At 48.5% G+C, this 20,478-nt stretch carries 22 protein-coding genes; all 22 read left to right on the top strand.

What is annotated here, in order from left to right; all coding sequences use genetic code 11:
• Positions 1 to 37 precede the first annotated feature (37 nt).
• The 22 genes from FJ023_02455 to FJ023_02350 all read left to right on the top strand — a co-directional run bounded on the left by FJ023_02455 (position 38) and on the right by FJ023_02350 (position 20,477).
• Positions 38 to 1,204 (top strand): 2-hydroxyacyl-CoA dehydratase, encoded by a 1,167-nt coding sequence (locus FJ023_02455; GenBank protein MBM4446202.1) that lies wholly within the window; start codon positions 38 to 40, stop codon positions 1,202 to 1,204.
• A 55-nt stretch (positions 1,205 to 1,259) separates the two neighbouring features.
• Positions 1,260 to 2,072 (top strand): 2-hydroxyglutaryl-CoA dehydratase, encoded by an 813-nt coding sequence (locus tag FJ023_02450; GenBank protein MBM4446201.1) that lies wholly within the window; start codon positions 1,260 to 1,262, stop codon positions 2,070 to 2,072.
• 70 nt (positions 2,073 to 2,142) lie between these two features.
• The gene (locus tag FJ023_02445; GenBank protein ID MBM4446200.1) at positions 2,143 to 2,925 is read left to right on the top strand and encodes a 2-hydroxyglutaryl-CoA dehydratase; all 783 of its coding nucleotides are present in this window, start codon (positions 2,143 to 2,145) and stop codon (positions 2,923 to 2,925) included.
• Positions 2,926 to 3,176: 251 nt separating this feature from the next.
• The gene (locus FJ023_02440; protein MBM4446199.1) at positions 3,177 to 4,622 is read left to right on the top strand and encodes a hypothetical protein; all 1,446 of its coding nucleotides are present in this window, start codon (positions 3,177 to 3,179) and stop codon (positions 4,620 to 4,622) included.
• Entirely contained in the window at positions 4,619 to 6,280 is a 1,662-nt protein-coding gene (locus FJ023_02435) for a hypothetical protein (protein MBM4446198.1), read from the top strand. Before FJ023_02440 ends, FJ023_02435 begins: the two co-directional genes overlap by 4 nt.
• Complete coding sequence (locus FJ023_02430; GenBank protein MBM4446197.1) at positions 6,240 to 7,436, top strand: HesA/MoeB/ThiF family protein; 1,197 nt, start codon at positions 6,240 to 6,242, stop codon at positions 7,434 to 7,436. The genes FJ023_02435 and FJ023_02430 overlap by 41 nt, the downstream gene beginning before the upstream one ends.
• Positions 7,437 to 7,449: 13 nt before the next feature.
• Complete coding sequence (locus FJ023_02425) at positions 7,450 to 8,019, top strand: TM2 domain-containing protein (GenBank protein MBM4446196.1); 570 nt, start codon at positions 7,450 to 7,452, stop codon at positions 8,017 to 8,019.
• A gap of 17 nt (positions 8,020 to 8,036) precedes the next feature.
• Positions 8,037 to 8,342 (top strand): hypothetical protein, encoded by a 306-nt coding sequence (locus tag FJ023_02420; protein MBM4446195.1) that lies wholly within the window; start codon positions 8,037 to 8,039, stop codon positions 8,340 to 8,342.
• Positions 8,343 to 8,380: 38 nt separating this feature from the next.
• Positions 8,381 to 9,406, top strand: coding sequence for a ubiquitin-conjugating enzyme E2 (locus FJ023_02415; protein MBM4446194.1), 1,026 nt, complete (start codon positions 8,381 to 8,383; stop codon positions 9,404 to 9,406).
• A gap of 104 nt (positions 9,407 to 9,510) precedes the next feature.
• Positions 9,511 to 9,939 carry a hypothetical protein gene (locus FJ023_02410; protein MBM4446193.1) on the top strand — a complete coding sequence of 143 codons (429 nt, stop codon included), beginning with the start codon at positions 9,511 to 9,513 and terminating at the stop codon, positions 9,937 to 9,939.
• A 280-nt stretch (positions 9,940 to 10,219) separates the two neighbouring features.
• Complete coding sequence (locus tag FJ023_02405) at positions 10,220 to 11,479, top strand: acyl-CoA dehydrogenase (GenBank protein MBM4446192.1); 1,260 nt, start codon at positions 10,220 to 10,222, stop codon at positions 11,477 to 11,479.
• Between the two features lie 509 nt (positions 11,480 to 11,988).
• Positions 11,989 to 12,348, top strand: coding sequence for a winged helix-turn-helix transcriptional regulator (locus FJ023_02400; GenBank protein ID MBM4446191.1), 360 nt, complete (start codon positions 11,989 to 11,991; stop codon positions 12,346 to 12,348).
• 72 nt (positions 12,349 to 12,420) lie between these two features.
• On the top strand, positions 12,421 to 13,044 hold the full coding sequence (locus FJ023_02395; protein MBM4446190.1) for an SCP2 sterol-binding domain-containing protein: 624 nt from the start codon (positions 12,421 to 12,423) through the stop codon (positions 13,042 to 13,044).
• A 17-nt stretch (positions 13,045 to 13,061) separates the two neighbouring features.
• On the top strand, positions 13,062 to 14,126 hold the full coding sequence (locus FJ023_02390; GenBank protein ID MBM4446189.1) for a permease: 1,065 nt from the start codon (positions 13,062 to 13,064) through the stop codon (positions 14,124 to 14,126).
• 36 nt (positions 14,127 to 14,162) lie between these two features.
• Positions 14,163 to 14,429 carry a thioredoxin family protein gene (locus tag FJ023_02385; GenBank protein MBM4446188.1) on the top strand — a complete coding sequence of 89 codons (267 nt, stop codon included), beginning with the start codon at positions 14,163 to 14,165 and terminating at the stop codon, positions 14,427 to 14,429.
• A gap of 57 nt (positions 14,430 to 14,486) precedes the next feature.
• Positions 14,487 to 15,002 (top strand): hypothetical protein, encoded by a 516-nt coding sequence (locus tag FJ023_02380; GenBank protein ID MBM4446187.1) that lies wholly within the window; start codon positions 14,487 to 14,489, stop codon positions 15,000 to 15,002.
• Positions 15,002 to 15,715 (top strand): sulfite exporter TauE/SafE family protein, encoded by a 714-nt coding sequence (locus tag FJ023_02375; GenBank protein ID MBM4446186.1) that lies wholly within the window; start codon positions 15,002 to 15,004, stop codon positions 15,713 to 15,715. Before FJ023_02380 ends, FJ023_02375 begins: the two co-directional genes overlap by 1 nt.
• Positions 15,716 to 15,737: 22 nt before the next feature.
• Positions 15,738 to 17,459: a redoxin domain-containing protein gene (locus FJ023_02370; GenBank protein MBM4446185.1), complete on the top strand. Its 1,722-nt coding sequence runs from the start codon at positions 15,738 to 15,740 to the stop codon at positions 17,457 to 17,459.
• 13 nt (positions 17,460 to 17,472) lie between these two features.
• Positions 17,473 to 18,306: a tetrahydromethanopterin S-methyltransferase subunit A gene (locus FJ023_02365; protein MBM4446184.1), complete on the top strand. Its 834-nt coding sequence runs from the start codon at positions 17,473 to 17,475 to the stop codon at positions 18,304 to 18,306.
• An 11-nt stretch (positions 18,307 to 18,317) separates the two neighbouring features.
• On the top strand, positions 18,318 to 19,394 hold the full coding sequence (arsB, locus tag FJ023_02360) for an ACR3 family arsenite efflux transporter (protein MBM4446183.1): 1,077 nt from the start codon (positions 18,318 to 18,320) through the stop codon (positions 19,392 to 19,394).
• A gap of 67 nt (positions 19,395 to 19,461) precedes the next feature.
• A complete protein-coding gene (locus FJ023_02355) occupies positions 19,462 to 19,791 on the top strand; it encodes a helix-turn-helix transcriptional regulator (protein MBM4446182.1) in 330 nt (109 codons plus the stop codon).
• 32 nt (positions 19,792 to 19,823) lie between these two features.
• Positions 19,824 to 20,477 (top strand): hypothetical protein, encoded by a 654-nt coding sequence (locus FJ023_02350; protein ID MBM4446181.1) that lies wholly within the window; start codon positions 19,824 to 19,826, stop codon positions 20,475 to 20,477.
• Position 20,478: the final 1 nt, after the last annotated feature.

Here is a 20,478-nt window from a genome sequence, read left to right as displayed (position 1 = left end):
TTTTTAATCTTTGATTTTTCAAAAAGAGGTTGCAGCAATGTCAGATAAAAGCCAAGGACTGAGCAAAGCCCAGGAGATCTACTTAAACCGGTCGAAGAGGGTCAGGGAACTCAAAGCAACTGGCAAGAAGATAATAGGCTATCCCTGCGTCTATGTCCCTTTAGAAATGCTTACCGCACTAGACCTCGTCTCGTACCGGACGTGCGGGGACATCAAAGAGCCGGTAACTGAGGCAGATAGAGCGCTGCCCAGTTCATTCTGCCCTATTATGCGCACCTGCCTCGATTGTGCCTTGAAAAGTAAAAACGATTTCCTTGATGGTATGGTCACCGTCCATTCCAGCGACCCTCAGGAAAAGACAGCCCGCGTCTGGGAATCTTATATCAACTACCCATATTTTCACTTCATAGATATGCCCAGCACCATCCGTCCCGAGGCCATTGAATACTTCAAGTCACAATTGAATGACTTCAAGAAGACTTTGGAGTCCTTCACCGGAAAGAAACTGACCGCAGATAAGCTTAAGGCAGCCATTAAGTCTCATAATCAACAACGAGCGTTGGTGCAGGAATTATACGAGCTGACCAAGCCAGCCCCACCGCTTATCTCAGGCACTGAGCTTGTCCAGGTAGTAAAAGCGCTTATGAGCCTGCCTGTAGCCGAAGGGAATAACCTGTTAGCGCAGGTTATAGGCGAGGTCAAGGACCGCGCCGATGGCCCCAAGAAAAAGCCAGCGCGTCTACTTATCTGGAGCAGTACATTGGATGATATTGATGTCATGCAGGTATTTGAGGCTAAGGCAAATGTGGTGATGGATGAGAGTTGCGGCAGCATCAGAGCCTACAGGGGCAGTGTAAAGCTGACCACTGACCCATTGGATGGACTGGCTGATTACTACATGAAGGAGATTACCTGCGCCCGCACCTTCAGACAAGCCAATATCGGTGAGACAAAGAAAGACTATGCCAAAGACATACAAAGCCGCTTCGGTTACCTCAAGGGCATCGTCAGAGAATGGAAAATCAATGGCGCCGTATTGCTGTTAGTCAGGTATTGCGACCCCTTTGCCTTCGAAATGCCGTCGCTCAAAGACTACCTCGACAGCATCGGCATTCCCAGCACTTACATAGAATATGATTACACTATAGGAGCTTTAGCCCCATTAAGAACCAGGGTTGAGGCCTTCCTTGAGACAATCCGCTAAGAACATTTCTCCAGAGGTCAACTTGTATTTCGCTGGCGTAGACATAGGTTCCACCATGACCAAGGTGGTGCTCACGGACACAGCTGACAGGATATTGTCTGCCATAAAAGGCCCTACTGGACCTGAGCATCGCCAGCTAGCCAACGAGGTCATGAGAATGGCACTGGAGCAAGCCGATTTGCAGCTCGGCGACATCTCCTACATCGTAGCCACGGGCTACGGGCGGGTGAATGTCCCTTTTGCTGACGACCAGATAACAGAGCTTTCCTGCCATGCCAGAGGCGTCTCCAGTTTGTTTCCCAACGTCAGGACTGCCATAGATATCGGCGGACAGGACGCCAAGTGTATGAAGACAGAGAAAGGTAAGCTGGTCGACTTCGTCATGAACGATAAATGCGCTGCCGGAACCGGCAGGTTCCTAGAAGTCACCGCTGCCACTTTGGGTATCAGGCTGGAAGACATGGGAGACATCGCATTGAAATCTACCAAGAAAATCCAGATCAGCAACCTATGCACCATCTTCGCTCAGCAGGAGGTGGTAGCACTGCTATCCCGCGGGGAAAAGCTGGAAGATATCATAGCTGGGCTCCACGATGCGCTGGCCAGCCGGGTGGCAGCACTGGCACGGCGGCTGAAGATAGAACCCGATGTAGTGCTCACCGGTGGCGTGGCCAAGAACATCGGCATGGTTAAGGCGATGAAAGAGAGTTTGGGCTGCGAAATCCTCGTCCCTGAAGAGCCACTACTAACTGGGGCGCTTGGGGCTGCCATACTGGCAAAGGAAATCTATATGAAAGCAACGGCAGAGGGCGAGCCCATCCCAACAAAGCCTCGTCGCCTGGAAAAGGCTACCTTCTTTCAACAATAAAATATAAAAGTGATTAAAACATTTTTGCATTTTTACCTGTCATTTTGATTTTTGGTTTTTGATTTTTAATATGATGTGGTTTATGGGCATAGACATCGGCTCGGCATATAGTAAAGGAGTCATAATCAGAGATTCCGAGCTTGCCGCTTACCGCGTGATTCCTTCCGGAGCCAATTACCAGACAGCGGCAGAGACGATAAGGCAGGAGCTTCTGAGACAGCTTAAGCTGAGTCAAGATGATATAGCCGATACTGTAGCCACTGGCAGCGGCGCCAACAACGTGGCTTTCGCCAGCCGACAAGTCAGTGACATAGTCTGCACTGCCAGAGGCATAAATAGCATCTTTCCCCAGGTCAAAACAGCAATCGAGGTGGCGGGACAGTCTACCAAAGTAATACGGATAAATGAACAGGGAATGGTGACCAATTTCACCGTCAGCGAAAAATGCGCTGCCGGAAGTGGCCGGTTTATCGAAGTCATTGCCAACGTACTGCGAATAGATTTAAAAGATTTCGGCCCGCTTTCGCTTAAGTCCAAAAACCCAATCACCTTCGGCACCGGTTGCGCTGTCTTCGGCGAATCAGAGGCCATCACCAGAGTCACCGAAGGTATCCCAAAGGAGGACATCGCCGCCGGGGTCAACAAAGCCTTAGCCAGCAAGATTTCATCGCTGGTCAAGAAGATTAAGCTGGAGGAGCCATGCGCCCTCTGCGGTGGTGGCGCGCTCAATACCGGCCTCGTCAAGACTGTAGAGCAGGAATTGAATATACAGCCCCTTGTGCCCCCACAACCCCAAATCATCACCGCCCTAGGCGCCGCCGTAACCGCCAGAACCTCAAACTTAAACACGTAGCCAATGGATAATGCCCCCCGTGTCATTGCGAGCCCCGATACAATCGGGGCGTGGCAATCTCAACACTCCCCACCGGAGATCGCCACGTCGTCCCGATGCAATCGGGACTCCTCGCGATGACGGAAACCTATAAGAGTTCAGCGAGGCTAAAGCCTCACTGCTACATTTTTCCAATCAAAACTAAATTCAGTCGTCATGCCACCGACACAATGTGTTAGAATAGTGGTAAGTCAATCGGGAGGAGGGCAAAGATGAGATTCATTCTGCTGATCCTAGCTGGTACCTTGGTTTTGGGCTTATTTACAATAGGTTCCGTGGTTGTGCCATGTCAAGTAACTGCTTCAAATTTCCAAGTAAAGGAAGCTATTCCAATATTTACAAATGCCACTTTATCTAATGAAGAAACTATCCAGAGCAAAATCGCTCTCCAAACATCATATCTTTCACTGTCGCTGAGGACCGACAAGCCAGTATATTTGGCCGGCGAGACTGTAAATATTACCGTCAGCACATCTGTAGTCAACACCTATGTTCGTGTGCTAGCCCAGCTTCCAAGTGGTCTTCAGGAAACAATTGCCAACTTCACCACAAGTGGCACTTATACATTCTCGTGGTCGGCACCATCAACACCAGGACAGGTAAGATTCACCTGCGAGGGTCAAGCCGTAGTGGAAGTATGGGGCAGTTGCGTCAGCTACGTATGTGTTGCTTCAGATTGCTGGTTCGAGACTTACCCCTGCCTCCAGGCGACTACGGTCACGGGCAATGCCTCGTATGACATTCGCGTTTTCAGCCGGGCAGCGTCCATATCAGGCCGCGTCACTGACACCAATCAGAACCCGATTAGCATGGCTACTGTTTATCTTGCCAGTACTATGCAAAGCACCACAACAAACAACGATGGATTTTATGAATTTATCTCCTACCAGCTTGGCAACAATTACACTTTGATTAACCAGATACCTACGGTTACAGAAACTGTTTCTGCCGATGCAATCGCCTGCGAACCACAGCCTGGCAAAAGTGTACAGGTTCAGGCCGAGCGCGGCGCTTCCGAAGTTAACTTCACCCTGAGGCGTTCTTTTTATCCACCGGATATTGATTTATCTGATTTCACCTTCGATGCTTTCCCTGGCTGGCCAGAAGCTAAGGAATACTCCACATGGCAGAATATCGTTGGTATCACCATTGACGGGCCGGTGGAGCCGAGAAAGTTGCTCTTTGGATCAAAGGAGATATCGCCACCGTGGTTCAATATGGACAATAAGAAACTGTACCTCATTACCAAACCAGAGTTCGGCCGCTATTTTATAGAACTCCAGGGCGCTCAGAACACTGACTATACAGTTGCCGCTGCCACAACCCTGAACAACCAGTACTTCGAGCCAGTGACTATGAGCGGAAGGATCGAAGGCCAGAGTGGCCAGCGGATCAGACTTATGCTTAACCAGAACGGGATGGAGTTAAAGTCTATCAAACCATTTCCCTTAATTCTGGTGATTATCCCAGCGGTCGTCGGAGTCATAGGTGGCCTTGTTGCCGCCTACTTTCTAACCGGTGGAAAATTCCGAGGGCTGAAACTGCAAAAACGGAAGGGTGCGGCTAAGGGGAAAGCTCAACAAAAGACTGGTAAAGAGGGCCGAGGTAAAAAGGGCGAAAAAAAGAAGCCAAGCAAGAGCACGCGTAAAGGCCGATGAACAGAATCAGCGGCAAGGCGAGCTTGAAGGTCTGGGGAAGCCCTGAAGATAGCAAGGTTGTTATCTACATAGAGAAGCAAGCTTACGACGCCATTTATCGCCACGGTGCAGCCAATCCTCAACGAGAGATAGTCGGTATCCTTCTGGGCAATGTCTCCGAAGATAGCACTGGCAAATATCGGGTTGACATCGTCGGCATTGTTAAATCGGATTCTGCTCCCGGGAATCAAACCCAGGCGCAGTTCACCCATGAGGTCTGGCTACAGCTCGTAGAATCAGCTCAGAGAAACTATCCCAACCAGAAAGTTGTCGGCTGGTACCACACTCATCCCGGATTCGGCGCCTTCATGTCCGATGATGACGTAAATTCCCATCGCGTTGCTTTCTCACACCCGTGGCATGTGGCTGCTGTATGTGACCCCATAAAAAACGAGCTCAGCTTTTTCGGTTGGGATAGCTCAGAAATAAAGGCGATCAAAGGTTTCTACACCTATGAAGTCCTGTCTAATGAGCCAGAACCATTACTTCAGCCAGAGAAAATGGCACCACCGCAAAGGAAGATGCCTGCTTTCCTTATACCGGCTTTGGCGCTTTTTGTGGCTCTGTTTATCATCATAGGACTTGCCTTTACCGTCTGGTTACCAGGAGGACAGAAGGAGGCAAGCCAACCACCATTCAAGGATTTTCCAGTAGCTGCTGTCCCATTCCGTAACGAAGAGAAAGGGGAGGTATATAACTATTATTTCATTCAAAATAACGGCGAGGTTTGGCGTTATACACTGAACAAGGAAAAGCCCTGGACTAAAGAAAAATCCTTGCCCATCACCTTGAAAGAAATTGTGGAACAGCCAACAGCTAATCCACAAGAGAATAGTGGTAACAACATCGGCGCCTTGGAATTGCAAGCTAATGATGGAACTGGGAAGCCTTGGACTCTGAGTGCATATATCATCAATACCGGTGAGCTTACAGAGTGGCGAAAGACAGAGACGAGCGCAACACCAACAGCCGGCATCTCACTCTCCGTCTCTGAGAAGTATTTGCTCTTTGGCGCAGCCAAAGATACAATGCCTCTACAGTTATCATTCACCGGCAGCGGAAACCTCTCCTGGCTCGTCTCATCTAAACCGGACTGGATAAAGGTGGATAAAGAATCTGGAGTCGGTAATGCTACTATCAATGTTACGGCGAAGCGCAGTGATCTCAGCCCGGGAGACCACCTAGACAAAATGCTCTTTAGCTACAATAGTGACAAAAAGACTGAGGAGGTTATCATTTTTGTTACAGTCGTTCCGGTGACCGAACCGTTGGCCAAACCAGAGCAGAAACTGCCGAGCTTCAAGATTATTTCTGTAAAAGATGAAAACGATGATGGGAAAATTTCACGGGAGGGCGAGAAGGTTTTAGTTCTGGTACAGAATAGAGGAGATAGTTCTGGTATGGTTGAGGTTTCAATCGATTCCAGCGCAGTGTTTGCCATTTTGGAGTCACCCGAAGCTCAAGAACTAAAGCCTAACGGAGAATTTGAATTTGTATTCCACCTTAAATCCAAGACAATAAGAAGTGGAATCAGTGAGAACTTAGTCTTTAAGGTCAAAAATTTAAACTCAACTACCGATGAATATGATGAAGAATCAGAACGCTTCTTCACACCCTAGCCATACTCCAGACCCCATTCAGGGTCGCTACGACACTCTTAGATTGATTTCCTGGTGGCAACAGGAAAAGGTGGCCAAGGCCAAGGTGATGGTAGTCGGTGCTGGAGCTTTAGGAAACGAAATCCTGAAAAACCTGGCACTGGTCGGCACCGGCCGCATACTTATAATTGACTTTGACGTCGTTGAAGCTGCCAACCTTACCCGCTCTGTCCTGTTCCGGGCTGAGGACATCGGTAAACTAAAGGCCAAGGTAGCTGCCCAGCGACTGAAGGAGCTGAATCCGGATGTCAAGGCTTCCTACATTTGTGGTGATATCACTAGCGATGTCGGCCTCGGCATCTTCCGCAATATGGATGTCATTCTGGTTGGAGTGGACAATTTCGGCGCTAGGATTTTTATCAACCGCGCCTGCTTCAAGGTGGGCACGCCCTGGATTAACGGCGGCATACAGGAACTGATTGGAGAATTCCACGTCTATATACCCGGTGAAGGTGCCTGCTACGAATGCAATCTACCAAAGGAAGCCTACAAGGAAATGAAACGCCGCCTATCCTGCCTGCTACCGATTGAGGAGCTAGAACAGGGAAGAGTCCCGACAACACCCACCATCGCCTCCATTATCGGCGGGCTCCAGGTCCAGGAAGCTCTTAAACTTACCCACGGGCATGAGATTACCGGCGGCAGCGGCCTTGTTTTCAACGGGTTGACCAATGAGTTTTTGCCGGCTAACTTTCCCCTCAACGAAAGATGCCTAAACCATAATCAATTCAAATCCGTTATTAGTACTGCAAGGGGCGCTGCCGACAGCACTTTCGGGGAACTGTTGAATATGGCCGAAGAGAAACTTGGTTCCGGGGCAGTTATACAACTGGATTTTGACCTGGTTTTCAGAGCGACTTGCACTTGCGGTCACTCTAGGCAGATTCTGAAACGACTCGACAAACTTAGCTCAGACAAGCTAAGATGTCCAAAATGCAAAAAACTCATGCAGCCAGATATGACATCCACTATCAGCAAAGCTACACCATGGATTCTGGACAAGACTTTGTCCCAGGGGCAAGTGCCGCCGTTCCACGTTATCACGGCAAGGAATATGGCGTCAGTGGCCCACTTTGAACTTGACGCGGACAGGGATAAAGTATTAAATTTCACATGAAAGGAGGTTCACTATGGAAGAGTTGGAGGTAAGACTAGTCCGTCTATGCCCTAGCTGTGGTCCTGTTACCGACTACAATGCCGACTTCAAATGCAAGGCTTGCGGAAAGTATACCAAGGAAGAAGTCATCGCCGGCGAATTAGCCGTAGGGCCTGCAGCAGCAGTCACAGAGCGGGAGGAACGCTATGGGCGTAAAAGGATGTGCCATGAGCACGGAAAAGAAATAGATATGAATGCCAGAGTGTGTCAATACTGTGACATCCATATACCCGACAGCCGTGTCTCAGGGAACACAGTCATGGCTCTGGCTGTAATCCCCGGCATTTTCGGATTGCATGGCCTAGGACACATAATTCTGGGCAGAATAGCCATAGGTTTTCTCATTCTCTTTGCCGGGTTGGCGCTCATTGGTGGTTTGATAGCCTGCGCCGTTACATATTACTACTACATGGAATCCGCCTACATCGCCTTGATTGCCATACTAGCCATCGCCTACATTTTCCTGTTTGTCTGGCAAGTCATAGATGCTAATGCCAGCGTTGGCAAATACAATCGGGCTTACGAGAGCCATAAGGTAGCATAAGGCGGGGTGTTGAAGTCGTGACGGTATTGCTTGTCCTCACCCTATGCATAGCCGGCTTTGTTATTGGTTTCATAGTCCTGTACACAATGCGTCGGCGATACACCAAGGCCAAGCCAGCAAGCCAAGAGATAGTTAAAAAAAACGTGGAGGAGACACCTTGCCTCTGGTGCGGCAAACAAGAATACAGCAGTAAAAACCCTTCTTTCACCTGCCCCAAGTGTGGCACAGTGCATCACCGGTCATGCTGGATGGAATATGGAGGCTGCACCACATGGGAGTGCCCTCTGGCACCACTCGGGGAAAAGGCAAAAGAAGAGGCCTGATAATTCAGCCAGCAACATAAATGAAGGAGGTGGCTTAAATGAGAGTATACATCTGGGATTTCACCCATGACCGCTATTATCCGGCATTAGTCTCCGAAAATGCCACGGTTGGAAGGCTGCTCTCGCAAATTACACCGCAAATAGTTAAGGAGCGGGGACCTGGGAGGCAAATGGTCGCTTATCTTCAGAAGACCGGTGAGCAATTATACCGGAATCCCGAGGGACGCTATTTAAGAAGAGGTGGGGTCTCCCGATACTTAACGCTTCACCCGTGGCAGACTCTAGCCTCAGTCGGTGTCGTTGAAAATGAGATACTGGTTCTGTGCTATTTCATACAGCCGGGCGTGAAAACACAAACAATCGACTTACAAAAGCGGCTGCAACAAGAACATGAATGGCTCAAGGAGCTAGCTGCCAAATCTGACCTTATCGAGGTTGAATCTATAGAGGGCGACCCGCCCACAAAATACCGCGTCACTTTTAAATACAAAGGCATAATGCTTAATCCTGCCAGCGAGAAGCCAACCCTGACGGCAAACCACATCATGGAGATTTATCTGCCAGCCGGTATACCTGGTTATCCCAACGAAGCACCCTATGTCCTGTGTCTCACCCCCCATTTTCATCCCAATATCAGCCCGGAAAACAACATGGTCTGCATCGGTATAGAACGAGACTGGGAAAGTTCTCTGGATATAGCCTGGCTGGTTACACACCTGGCAGACATGATTACCTACCGAGTCTATGGTTTCGAGAAACCCTATAACCAGAAAGCGGTAAAATGGACTAAAGCTAATGAGGCAAAAATGCCGCTAGATAAACGACCTCTGTTTAAGGATGACGCAGTAGTAACAACGCCTTCTAAAGAAGCTGAAGAGGATAAGGTTACATTCCAGAAACCCTTTGCGGTGGCAAGGGTGACTGCAAAGTCGACTCGGTCGGTAAAGATAAAGCGAGCCACAAAAAAGGCCGCAACAAAAACAAAAGGCAAGCAGCAAAAAACAAAGCAGGTAGTAAAGGCTAAATCTCCCAAACTAAGTACTGCACGCAGTAAGCGAAAATAGAGCACCACCAGGTCTTTACCAGAGCATAATAAAAGCGCGGTCAAGGAAAGGAGGAAAAAGAAAATAAAAATGGAAAGAGAAAGAGCTAGCGAAAGGAGGAGTCAATGAGAATAAGTAGGCGAACGATATATATTTTGCTTCCGGTAATTGTTCTGACTCTGCTCGGGGCTTTCTTTGCCGGATGCGCCTGCGTACCACCAGGAACAATGCCCCCAGTGTGCCAGCAATGGTATGAAAAGGGGAAACAAGAGGGTTACAACACAGGTTACAACGAGGGTTTAAACAGAGGTAAAGAGACTGGCTACAGCGAGGGCTATACCAAAGGTCTACAAGAGGGCAAGACACTATGTCCAGAATGTCAGAAGTGTCCGGAATGTCCTCAATATCCTCAATACCCATATTCCTACTATCCATATAATTATCCATATTACTACCCGTATTACTATTACGGATACGGAGACTACTGGACTGGATATCAAGACTGCAAGAACACGTTCTGCACCCAGTGTCCAACCTGTCCCCTCTGCCCTTAGGCGATGCTCAGTTCAAAAGTCTCAATGCGACACCTTACATCTGAACAGATGCGGGGCAGGCCTTGAGGTCTGCCCCCACTTTTATCGCTGATAATTATATGTAGCTACGAGGCTTTAGCCTCACGCGAGGCGACCCTAAAGGGTCGCAACTACATCCGTTGGTAAGTGAGAGGGGTGACTGCCTTGGCATTTCGCCTAAAAAGGGGTAAAATCATGATATCTGTTGACATGGGGTTGTGATATACCCAACTATTGAAGCCAAGCACAAAGGAGGAGAAGAATGTTAGAAGTGTTTTTGACCCAAGAGCAGAAGAAGCTCAAACAGGAGGTTCAGGACTTCGTCAAGAGCGTACCCCGACAGCTCATTCTGGATATGGATGCTGATAAAGTCGAGTTTCCCTATGAATTTGTCAGGGAGGCAGGCAAGCGAAATCTGCTTGGGCTCAGGTTTCCCAAAAAGTACGGTGGCAGGGACCTCAAATGGGTGGATGAAATCCTGTACATAGGAGAGATCAATAAACTGGGCATACCTTTTGCCTGTCTCTGCTCAGTGGTCTCCATAGTTGGCGAGGGCATAAATGTATTCGGCTCCGAGTCACAAAAGGAGAAATACCTTAAACCTCTTCTGGCTGGAACGCAGTGGGCGGGAGAGGCGCTCACTGAGCCCAGAGGCGGCTCTGATTTCTTCGGTGCCACCACCGTGGCTCGAAAGAAAGGCAACACCTATTACCTTACCGGGCAAAAACGCTTTGTCGTCGGCTCTGAAGGTGCCGATTTCTTTCTGGTGTTCGCCGTCACCAATCCCGGCGCCGGCCGAGATTCAATCAGTGCTTTCATCGTGGAAAGGGACTTTGGAGTGGAGGTAAAGCATGTCTACGGCTTGATGGGCAGCCGAGGGTCGGGCACAGGGAGATTAGTTTTTCGAGACGTGCCGGTGCCGGAGGAGAATCTGCTGGGTAAGGAAAACGATGGGGCAAAGATATTTTACAAGTTGATGGTGCCAGAAAGGCTTCTTTCAGGTGGAGTGGGTGGCTCCCGGGCGTTACTGGAAATAGCCGCCAGATATGCCAACAAGAGAAAAGCTTTTGGCCAGACCATAAGAAATTTCGAGGGGGTTAACTTCAAAATCGCCGATTGCGTAACTAAACTCGATGCCGTCAGCGCTTTGGCCTATGCTGTAGCCAAGACAATAGACGATGGCATAGGTACCCCGGGTTATCAAAGAAGACTGGTATCCGAAGTCAAGAAACTGGCCACCCAAACGCATTGGGAAGTGGTAAACGACGCCATGCAAATTCTTGGTGGCATCGGATATACCAATGTATTCCCCGTGGAGCGGGCACTAAGAGAAGCCAGACTTCTCATGATCTGGACCGGAAGCAATGAAATCATGAACTTAATCATCCAGCATGAATATTACAAGGAAATCCTAGCTAGAGGTATTGAGGGCAGAGACATTGAAGCCGATGTCTCCCTTACCGAAGAGCAGCTTGCTGAAGAGAGGATTTACGAGTCAGAACCTGTGCCTACCACACCGTAAATTCAGCCAACAAATGTAGGGACAGGTCTTTAGACCTGTCCGCAGCGGACAGACCTGAAGGGGTTCTGCTCGGAACTGGTTGTTTTCAAAGAAACCATTTTATAAACCATTCCTTTACCTTAGGAGACAAATATTTGTTTAAAAGCCTACCGATTGGTCGAGATAGCAAAAGGATAATAAGCAAACCTACGGTTAGATAGAAAGGTAGCCAAGGAATCGTATTCACAAATATGCCTTTCTCCTTAAGCAATAAGGGAAATGTATAGAAGAAGTTGGCAAGCAAAATACCGAAGGCGATATTGATGATATCACGCATATAACAATTCTAGCATAATTCCTGAGGCGGTTACATGAGTACGGCAACCACTTTAGAACAGAACCCCTGAAGGTCTGTCCCTACGTTTCTAAATCCCAAAACAATATCAAGATTAAAATTCTCCGCACTTGACAAGATAACTCTCCTGTAGTACTATATGCATAAATGCGCATATAGGGACAGAGGTTCAGAAATGCGAGAGTTAGTAAAGGCTTTTAAGGCCCTTTCCGACGAGACCAGACTGAGGATTCTCAACCTGTTATTGGAGCGGGAGTGCTGCGTCTGCGAGGTGATGCAGGCGCTCAATATCTCCGAGTCCCGTGCCTCTCGAAACCTGAGTGCCCTCTACGATGCCGGATTCTTGAAGCTCAGGCGCCTCGGGCTATGGGCACTGTATTCCATAGATAAAGAAGGCCTAAAAGAGCACTATGCGGACCTGATCGAGGCTGTCAACAAAGCGCTTGAGGGAAATGAAACAGCCCTGCAGGATAGAAAAAGGCTGAGGAACGCCCAAAGAATAGGCCCTGGTTGTGTAGTTGGAACACCCAACTAAGCCATTTCTTTTTATCCCATTGTATGCGTATATGCAAATTTAAGAATTCAACCAAGGAGCGGAGCCCAGAAAATGGTGGTGTTTCCGTCAAAGGAATGGGTTAAGGCGGTTTTAGAGGCCGCAAAGCAAAATAAGAATAAAGAGGCGGCAAAGGATTGGCACGGTGATTTTCTGTGTACAGTCGAGGGCGACGAGGAACTCCTAAGAGAGTTAAACAAAAAAGAAATCGTGGAAGGTTTCATGAGCTTGATGGATATAATGCCTCCGGAGGCACGAAAAAAGTATAAGGATGCACCTACAGGCAAGATTCTTGAAAGCCTGGGGATTCCGCTAGACGCCTCTGTTAGAGAGTTGAATATAGATAAAGTGTTGAATAAAGCCTCAAAGTTATCTGCAGACGAGATAAGAGATATACGAATGCACATCTGGGCAGATTTCCGGGATGGCGCTCTCAGAGACCTGATGCCTGTGGCTCCTGGTGAACACGAAGACGCAATTTTTAAGCTTTCCGGGAATTACAGCACCTGGAAGCTGATGGCTTCAGGCAAACAGGATGTCATCAGATTGAGAATAACCGGCAAATTGAAGCTTAAAGTCGCCTTGAGGCGCGAAGTCGCTCTATCATATATGATTCTACGCATGAAACCAGTGGTAACGCTGGTAACTGAAGTATTCGCTGAAGTTCCGGTCAACTAGTAGAAGAGTTTCGGAAAATGTCGTTAGTTATTGAGCTTCTTAAAGGTGGCGTGGCTGCCCTCCAGGACTACATCCTTGCCCACACCCTGACCTGCTTGGTGCCGGCTTTCTTTATCGCCGGCGCTGTCTATGCGCTTTTCCCTAAGGAGAAAATACTCCGTTATCTCGGACCAAACTCACCCAAGTATATTTCGTATCCTATGTCGGTTGTGGCTGGGCTGTGCCTGGCTGTTTGCTCCTGCACCATCCTACCCCTGTTTGCGGGAATAAGGCGTAGCGGGGCCGGCCTTGGACCAGCAATTGCCTTTCTTTATACCGCCCCGGCTACCAATATACTGGCCATCATCTACACCGCAAGTCTTATTGGCATTGATTTTGCCCTTGCCCGCATCATCCTGTCCATCAGTTTTGCCGTCATCATCGGCATCAGCATGGCCGCTCTGTTCTCTGACAAGAAGCCTGAAAAAGCGGCTGATGACCCACCTGCTCAAGCCTTCGCCATGAACGAGAAGAGCAAAGTCTCAAACTGGCTCTGGGTATTCTTCGCCCTTCTGGTTGCCATCCTGCTCTGGGGAGCTTCATCTCTGATAACGCTTACGGTGAAATTGATTGGGCTTGTCCTGCTCCTAACAGGGCTTGTGCTCGTAGTCAGGCACACATTAAGCCGAGACGATGTGATGAGGTGGATGCGGGAGACATGGTTCTTTGTCCGCCAAATTCTTCCCCTGCTGCTGGTCGGCGTTTTTGTGGCCGGCATGCTCCGGGTAGTCATACCAGCAGATTTCATCGGTCGCTACTTCGGAAGCTCAACGGTGGGGGCGACATTAGCGGCGGTCCTGTTCGGAGTCTTCATGTACTTCCCAACCCTAGTGGAGGTACCAATGGCGCGGATGTTCCTAGACCTGGGCATGGGAAAGGGGGTTCTCCTGGCCTACCTGCTGGCCGACCCGGTGATCTCCCTGCCCAGCATTCTGGTCGTCAGACAGTTCATTGGCACCAAGAGGCTCTTCTGGTACGTCGGTATCATAACAGTCTGCTGCACCGCCGCCGGACTGATATACGGTTTTGTTACCAGTCTATGACATTTGAGACATTTTGATAAATAAAGGAGGTTAAAGATGAACATAAAGGTCCTAGGGCCGGGATGCGCCAGGTGCTACGAGTTGGAAAAGACCGCCAGGGAGGCAGTTAAAGAACTCGGCATTGACGCCACTGTGGAAGAGATCAAAGACATGAGCAAAATCATAGCTTATAACATCCTGACCACACCTGGCTTGGTGATCAATGAACAGGTGGTCAGTAGCGGTAAGGTGCCTTCAAAAGCAGAGGTCACGCAGTTAATCATAAATGCCATGGCTAAAGGAGAGCAGAAAAAGGGCTCTTGATATTATAACCATGGTAAAACATGGCAAATTCAAAGTATTAAGGAGATACCGAAAAATATGAACATATCACTTAGAGCCAAGCTGCGCTTCGCTATAGCCGCTGTCCTGGCTGTCGGATTGCTTTGTGCTTGCTCAAGTCAGGCTGCCACACCAGCCACACCACCAGAGGAACCTACCATGCCATCTGAAATAACGACTACGCCGCCTGATGAGCCGTCAACTTTTCAGAATCAAAGGGTGGACGTCGTCTATTGCCATCGCCCGCAACGCTGTGTCACCTGCCTCTGCTTCGAAGAGCGCATCATCTACGTTGTGAACACGTACTTTCAGAACGAGTTGAAAAGCGGCAAGCTGACTTTTGGAGTATACAACATCGGGGACAGCAAGAACGCCGCTATCGTCAAGAAATACAGCGCTGTTGGCTCACAATTGTTTATAAATACGGTAAAGGATGGTACCGACCACATTAGAGACATACAGGAAATCTGGTACTGGAAATGCAGAACCAACAAAGCGGGCTTCGACCAACAGGTCAAGAGCGCCATCGAGCAAAGCCTTAAGGACGTAGAATAATGGACTTAGGCAGCATTTTGGGCAGTTCTAATATCCCGGTACTCACAGCACTGCTCCTTGGACTGATAACCGCCATCGCCCCCTGCCCCATGGCGACCAACATCGCCGCTGTAGCCTACATCAGTCGCAACGTGACAGACCGCAAGTACGCTGTAATAACCGGCACCCTCTATACCTTAGGACGCATGGTCTCTTATTCTGTTCTTGGCGTCCTCATCATCGTGGTTGGCCTCGAAATCCCAGGAGTGTCTTCATTTCTTCAGGATGTCGGTGAGCAAATCTTAGGTCCAATCCTGATTATAGTCGGTTTGCTTATGCTAACCATCGACAGGTTTTCTTTTGGCCGAGGAGGTGGGAAACTAGCCTCGTTAGGAGGAAAAGTGGCCGACTGGGGCATGATAGGCGGATTCCTGCTGGGTATTATCTTTGCCTTAGCTTTTTGCCCCTATAGTGCTGTGCTATTCTTTGGGGCATTGATACCTATGGCTCTTGAGTCCACTGGTGGCGTGGCTTTGCCTGCGGTATATGCCATCGGCACCGGCTTGCCAGTACTGATATTTGGCACACTCTTGTCTCTGGGGGTAGCCGGAATTGCCACCTGGTTGAATGCCATTACCCGTGCCGAACGGATAATTCGCATAATCGTTTCCTTGATTTTTATAGGTGTGGGCATATATTATGTACTACTATGGATACAATCTTTAAATTATTAAACCGAAAAGGGTGTGAAATATAATGCCGATTTTTAAGAGAAGTCGAGAGCGGGTAAGAGGCGAAATAAGTTTGATTGCTTGTATCCTTATCGGGCTAACATTGCTGGCATCGGGGACAGGCAAAATAATTGCGGCAGAAGAGGCGCCAGCCCAAGTTGTTGACTTCATCAGCAACATCATCCCCGATATCTTCATAACCCCGGGCACTATCTCTTTTATGTATGATATTTTTATACCACGTGTCATTCCCTGGGCAGAATTCATTTTAGGAGCTTGTCTACTCGTCGGTTTCCTACCACGGCTTATGGCTATTCTGACCATTCCACTCCTTCTAGCATTTCTAGGAACAAATCTTTGGTCGATTATCCAGGGAGGATACACCACATGTGCCAGTTGCTTTGGCATCTGGGAAAAGTATTTCGGGTCGCTCACACCTGTTCAATCCCTTATTTATGACCTCGTACTTATCGCTCTTGCCATTTTGATAATAATCATCCATCCGGCGGGTTTCCTTTCCAGCAGACGATGGCTGGACAATCTAGGCAAGGGAAAGAAGTTTGATGCAGCAACAGTAAGGTTAAAAATGCGTGTATTTAGTGAGCAACTAGGAAATCTAGGAGCCAGAGTTATGGCATTTTTCAGGCTGATTGGAAAAGGCATTAGAGAGCATCCTCTTATTGCAATTTTTGCCGGCATATGTGTTCTTGGCCTGCTTGCATACGGTGCCATCGCAGCATCCACCCACACTGCCGCTCCCGGGAATGATACCACAGCAAAGATTCCGGTGGCCTCTGACATATCTGTTTCAGAACTATCTGAGACAAGTGCGGTAATCTCCTGGACAACAGATGAGCCAGCAATAAGCAACATTGAAATATATACAGAAGACCACATTTTCGTCATTACTGTGACTAACAAAAAACCGGTTAATTCTCATCAGATGCTCGTCGGTGGACTTTCCCCTGATACCACATACTACTTTAATATTCTGTCTGAAGATAAACAGGCACTATCGCAAGAGCACTCGTTCAAAACACTGGCTCCAGCTCCAAGTCAATTTACAATTTCTTATGTTAGAGTGTCTGCCCTCATCGACTCCAGTGCCACAATAACCTGGGGTACAAACAGACCGGCCACCAGCAAAGTCGAATATTGGATTCCAGGCGCTAAAGACCGAAACACTATATCAAACGATACACTTACCACGCAGCACAGTATCAATCTGACCTCACTCGAAGTCGATGCCATATACCATTACCAGATAAGGTCAATAGATGTCAGTGGCAATCAGGTAATCTCGCCTGAACTTGCCCTGAGTGGACAAACAGGCAAACCCGCACCTGATTTCACCCTCAATTCTCTTGATGGTAGAACTGTAACGTTAAGCGATTACCGCGGGAAATTAGTTATGCTGGACTTCTGGCTATGGTCATGCTCAGCCTGCAGAAAAAAGATGTCTATAATTCAAGAGGCTTATGCCAAAATCCCGACAGACAAGATAGCGATACTCTCTATCCACCCCAAAGTGAAGGAATCGATAATTCAGATGTATGTTGATGATACGGGGTTGACTTTTCCCGTTCTTTTAGATTCTGAAGGAGTAGTGAGTGACCTTTATAAGGTGCCCGTCTTACCCACAACTTTTCTCATCGATGGTGACGGAATTATTCGGCTTATAGACCCAGAATTTAGCAATACCGAAGATTTGGAACGTCTCTTCAACACCTTCCTCAAAGGTACCTGAAAATAAGTACGCTATGCTCAAGGTAAAACCACCAGAGGGCTATCCTCCAGAGGAAGGCCGCTATCTTAGGGGCAACGACTATTCTCCCGTCGCCGTCTGCGTCATTCTGGACACCTTTGACTGGGCTATACCCCCCGAGCTGAATGAACTGGTAATGTCTGGAATAGACTCAGGGGCGGCTCTTTCCGGCATGCTACAGACAGAGAACATAGGGTTAGAGAAGATGATTTGCAATATCGTGGCTAACCCGAATATCCGCTACATGGTTCTTTGCGGCAGGGAATCAGCCGGCCATTTGCCCGGCGAAGCGCTGCTGGCGCTCAAACAAAATGGCGTCGATGACACTAAACGCGTTATCGGCTCAAAAGCCCTCACTCCATTTCTTTACAACATACCCACGAAACTGATAGACAGGTTTAACCAGCAAACAGTCACCATCGTCAATCTGCTGGGTCAACCAGGTGAAAGAGACACCAAAGTCCCCGGATTAAATCCAAAAGTGATAGAAGAGGCAGTTCGGAGCTGCTATCAGGAGGCTCCCACAGCATTCATGGGCTACACGCTCTATGATATGGGGGCATATCCCAAACCGGCTATATATCATAAAATTGAATCTAAGCTAAATCAGCCACATCAAGCTACCGAACCGGGTAAATCGAAGATGGGCACGGGGCTGGTGCTGCACAAACTCCTGCCCCAGACCGATTGCCAGAAGTGCGGCAAAAAGACCTGCCTTGCCTTCGCCATTGACCTAGCAAAAGGGAAATGCCACCTTGAGGATTGTCCTTACCTAGACCAGCCTGAGTTCACTGAAAACCGCAAGGCTTTAGCCAACCTTCTGGAATAGGAGAATAATCTATGGAAAACGCCGGGCCGAAAACTATAGCTGGTAGACTCTCTATAATAGATAGATTCTTGACGCTCTGGATATTCCTTGCCATGGGCATAGGGGTAGGTCTAGGCTACTTCGTTCCCGGGGTGGCTAACTTCATCACCTTCTTCCAAGTAGGCACCACCTCTATTCCTATAGCCATAGGGCTTATTCTCATGATGTATCCACCACTGGCCAAGGTGAAATACGAGGAGATGAACAAGGTATTCTCTGATGTCAAATTCCTGGGATTCTCTCTATTCCAGAACTGGATTTTTGGTCCCATTCTTATGTTCGTCCTGGCTATTGTCTTTCTAAGAGGCTACCCGGAATACATGATAGGAGTGATCCTTATCGGCCTGGCTCGCTGCATCGCTATGGTCATAGTCTGGAATGAGCTCGCCCAGGGTGATAGGGAATACGCCGTTGGTCTGGTAGCCTTCAACGCCATCTTCCAGGTCCTCTTCTATTCCGTTTACATATTCATCTTCATATCCGTGCTGCTGAGCAAGCTCGGCATTGTGGAGGGGGTGAACGCCAGCATATCCATCGCCGAGGCGGCCAAAACAGTGTTCATTTACCTGGGAATACCCTTCCTAGCCGGCATTATCACCAGGTACGGCATGATAAAACTGAAGGGCAGAGAATGGTTTGAACACACCTTGATGCCTAAGCTGAGCCTCGTAACGCCAGCAGCGCTGCTTTTCACCATCGTGGTCATGTTCTCGCTGAAGGGAGAATACATCGTGCAGTTGCCCATGGACGTGGCCAGAATAGCAGTGCCGCTTATTATCTACTTCTTCTTTATGTGGTTTTTCACCTTCTTCATTGCCTACAAACTAAAGGCTAATTACCAGAAAGCAACCGCAGTTTCCTTCACCGCGGCGTCGAACGATTTCGAGCTGGCCATAGCTGTAGCAGTTGCCCTTTTTGGCATTGACTCGGGCGAGGCATTTGCCACCGTCATAGGTCCACTTCTTGAAGTACCAATACTCATCAGCCTAGTGAACGTGGCTTTCTACCTTAGGCGAAAATATTTCGCCACGAACCACAATAAGAGCTAACAAGAGAGTTAAAGTAAACCACTATACCACTTGACAAAAATACATTATCTTGTTTATAATTTGAAATATGTCGAATTTTCGAAATACCGACGCTGAGCGACTCGCCATCGCCTTCAAGGCGCTGTCGAATCCACACCGCTTGAGCATTTTCATGCGCCTGGCTTCATGCTGCACCCCTGGAGAGACCTGCGAGACAGATACTGACATTCGTGAATGCGTAGGGGCGATTGGCAGAAATCTGAGTCTTTCGCCTTCAACAATCTCTCACCATATAAAAGAACTCCACAGAGCAGGCCTGATTAGAATGAAAAGGCGTGGACAGACCGTCGAGTGCTGGGTCGACCCCGAGACGCTTGATTCGCTGGCCACGTTTTTTAAACAGCCTGTCAATGTTTGATTTCTTTCTGACGCCAGAAAGGAGGCTATATAATGAGCGATAAAGGCTCTGAAAAGATGCGAAAGGCAGATTGTTGCGACCAAAAGGGATGTTGTCCGTCTCTGGCGGATAGTACTAAGCAGCAACCACCGAGCAAGAAACAATGGTGGAAGATTGCCGTCTTTGCCTTAGGAATGCTCATGGTTATAAGTGCGACAACCTATTCCATCGTAACGCGGCATATCAATGCTTCAAGCACCCCATTGGATAAGAGTGGCATACCGCAAATAGCATCCAATACTGTCTGCAATGCCGCATCTACACTGGGCATTGGCGACCTGGCTTGGGTCCAAGAGCTCAATGCCATATTCACTAACCATGATTTAATTTTCGTGGTTCTGCCAGGAAGTGATGGCGATTCAACTAAAACACTTGCCGACCGGATTTCCGACGCCACAGTAAAAATCGAGGCCAGACATACAAGTGTCGGGACTTTCACATTGAGCGCCAGCGACCCCGAGTTCTCAACCACGACGGAGCGCTTGGCTATTGCCGAGTTACCGGCGGTTCTGGTCATGAGCACCAGCGGCAACGGAGCGATTATTACCGGCGACATCACGGAAGGAAAGCTTCTGCAGACATATGTGGTGGTTACCCAACCTGTTTGTGCGCCAGGTGGCTCCTCTGGTTGTTGCTCCGGAAAGTAGT

Source organism: Chloroflexota bacterium, assembly GCA_016875875.1.
Classification (GTDB): Bacteria; Chloroflexota; Dehalococcoidia; order GIF9; family UBA5629; genus 9FT-COMBO-48-23.
The sequence above is the reverse complement of the archived record's forward strand: the minus strand, read 5'-3'. Positions and strand labels throughout refer to the sequence as shown.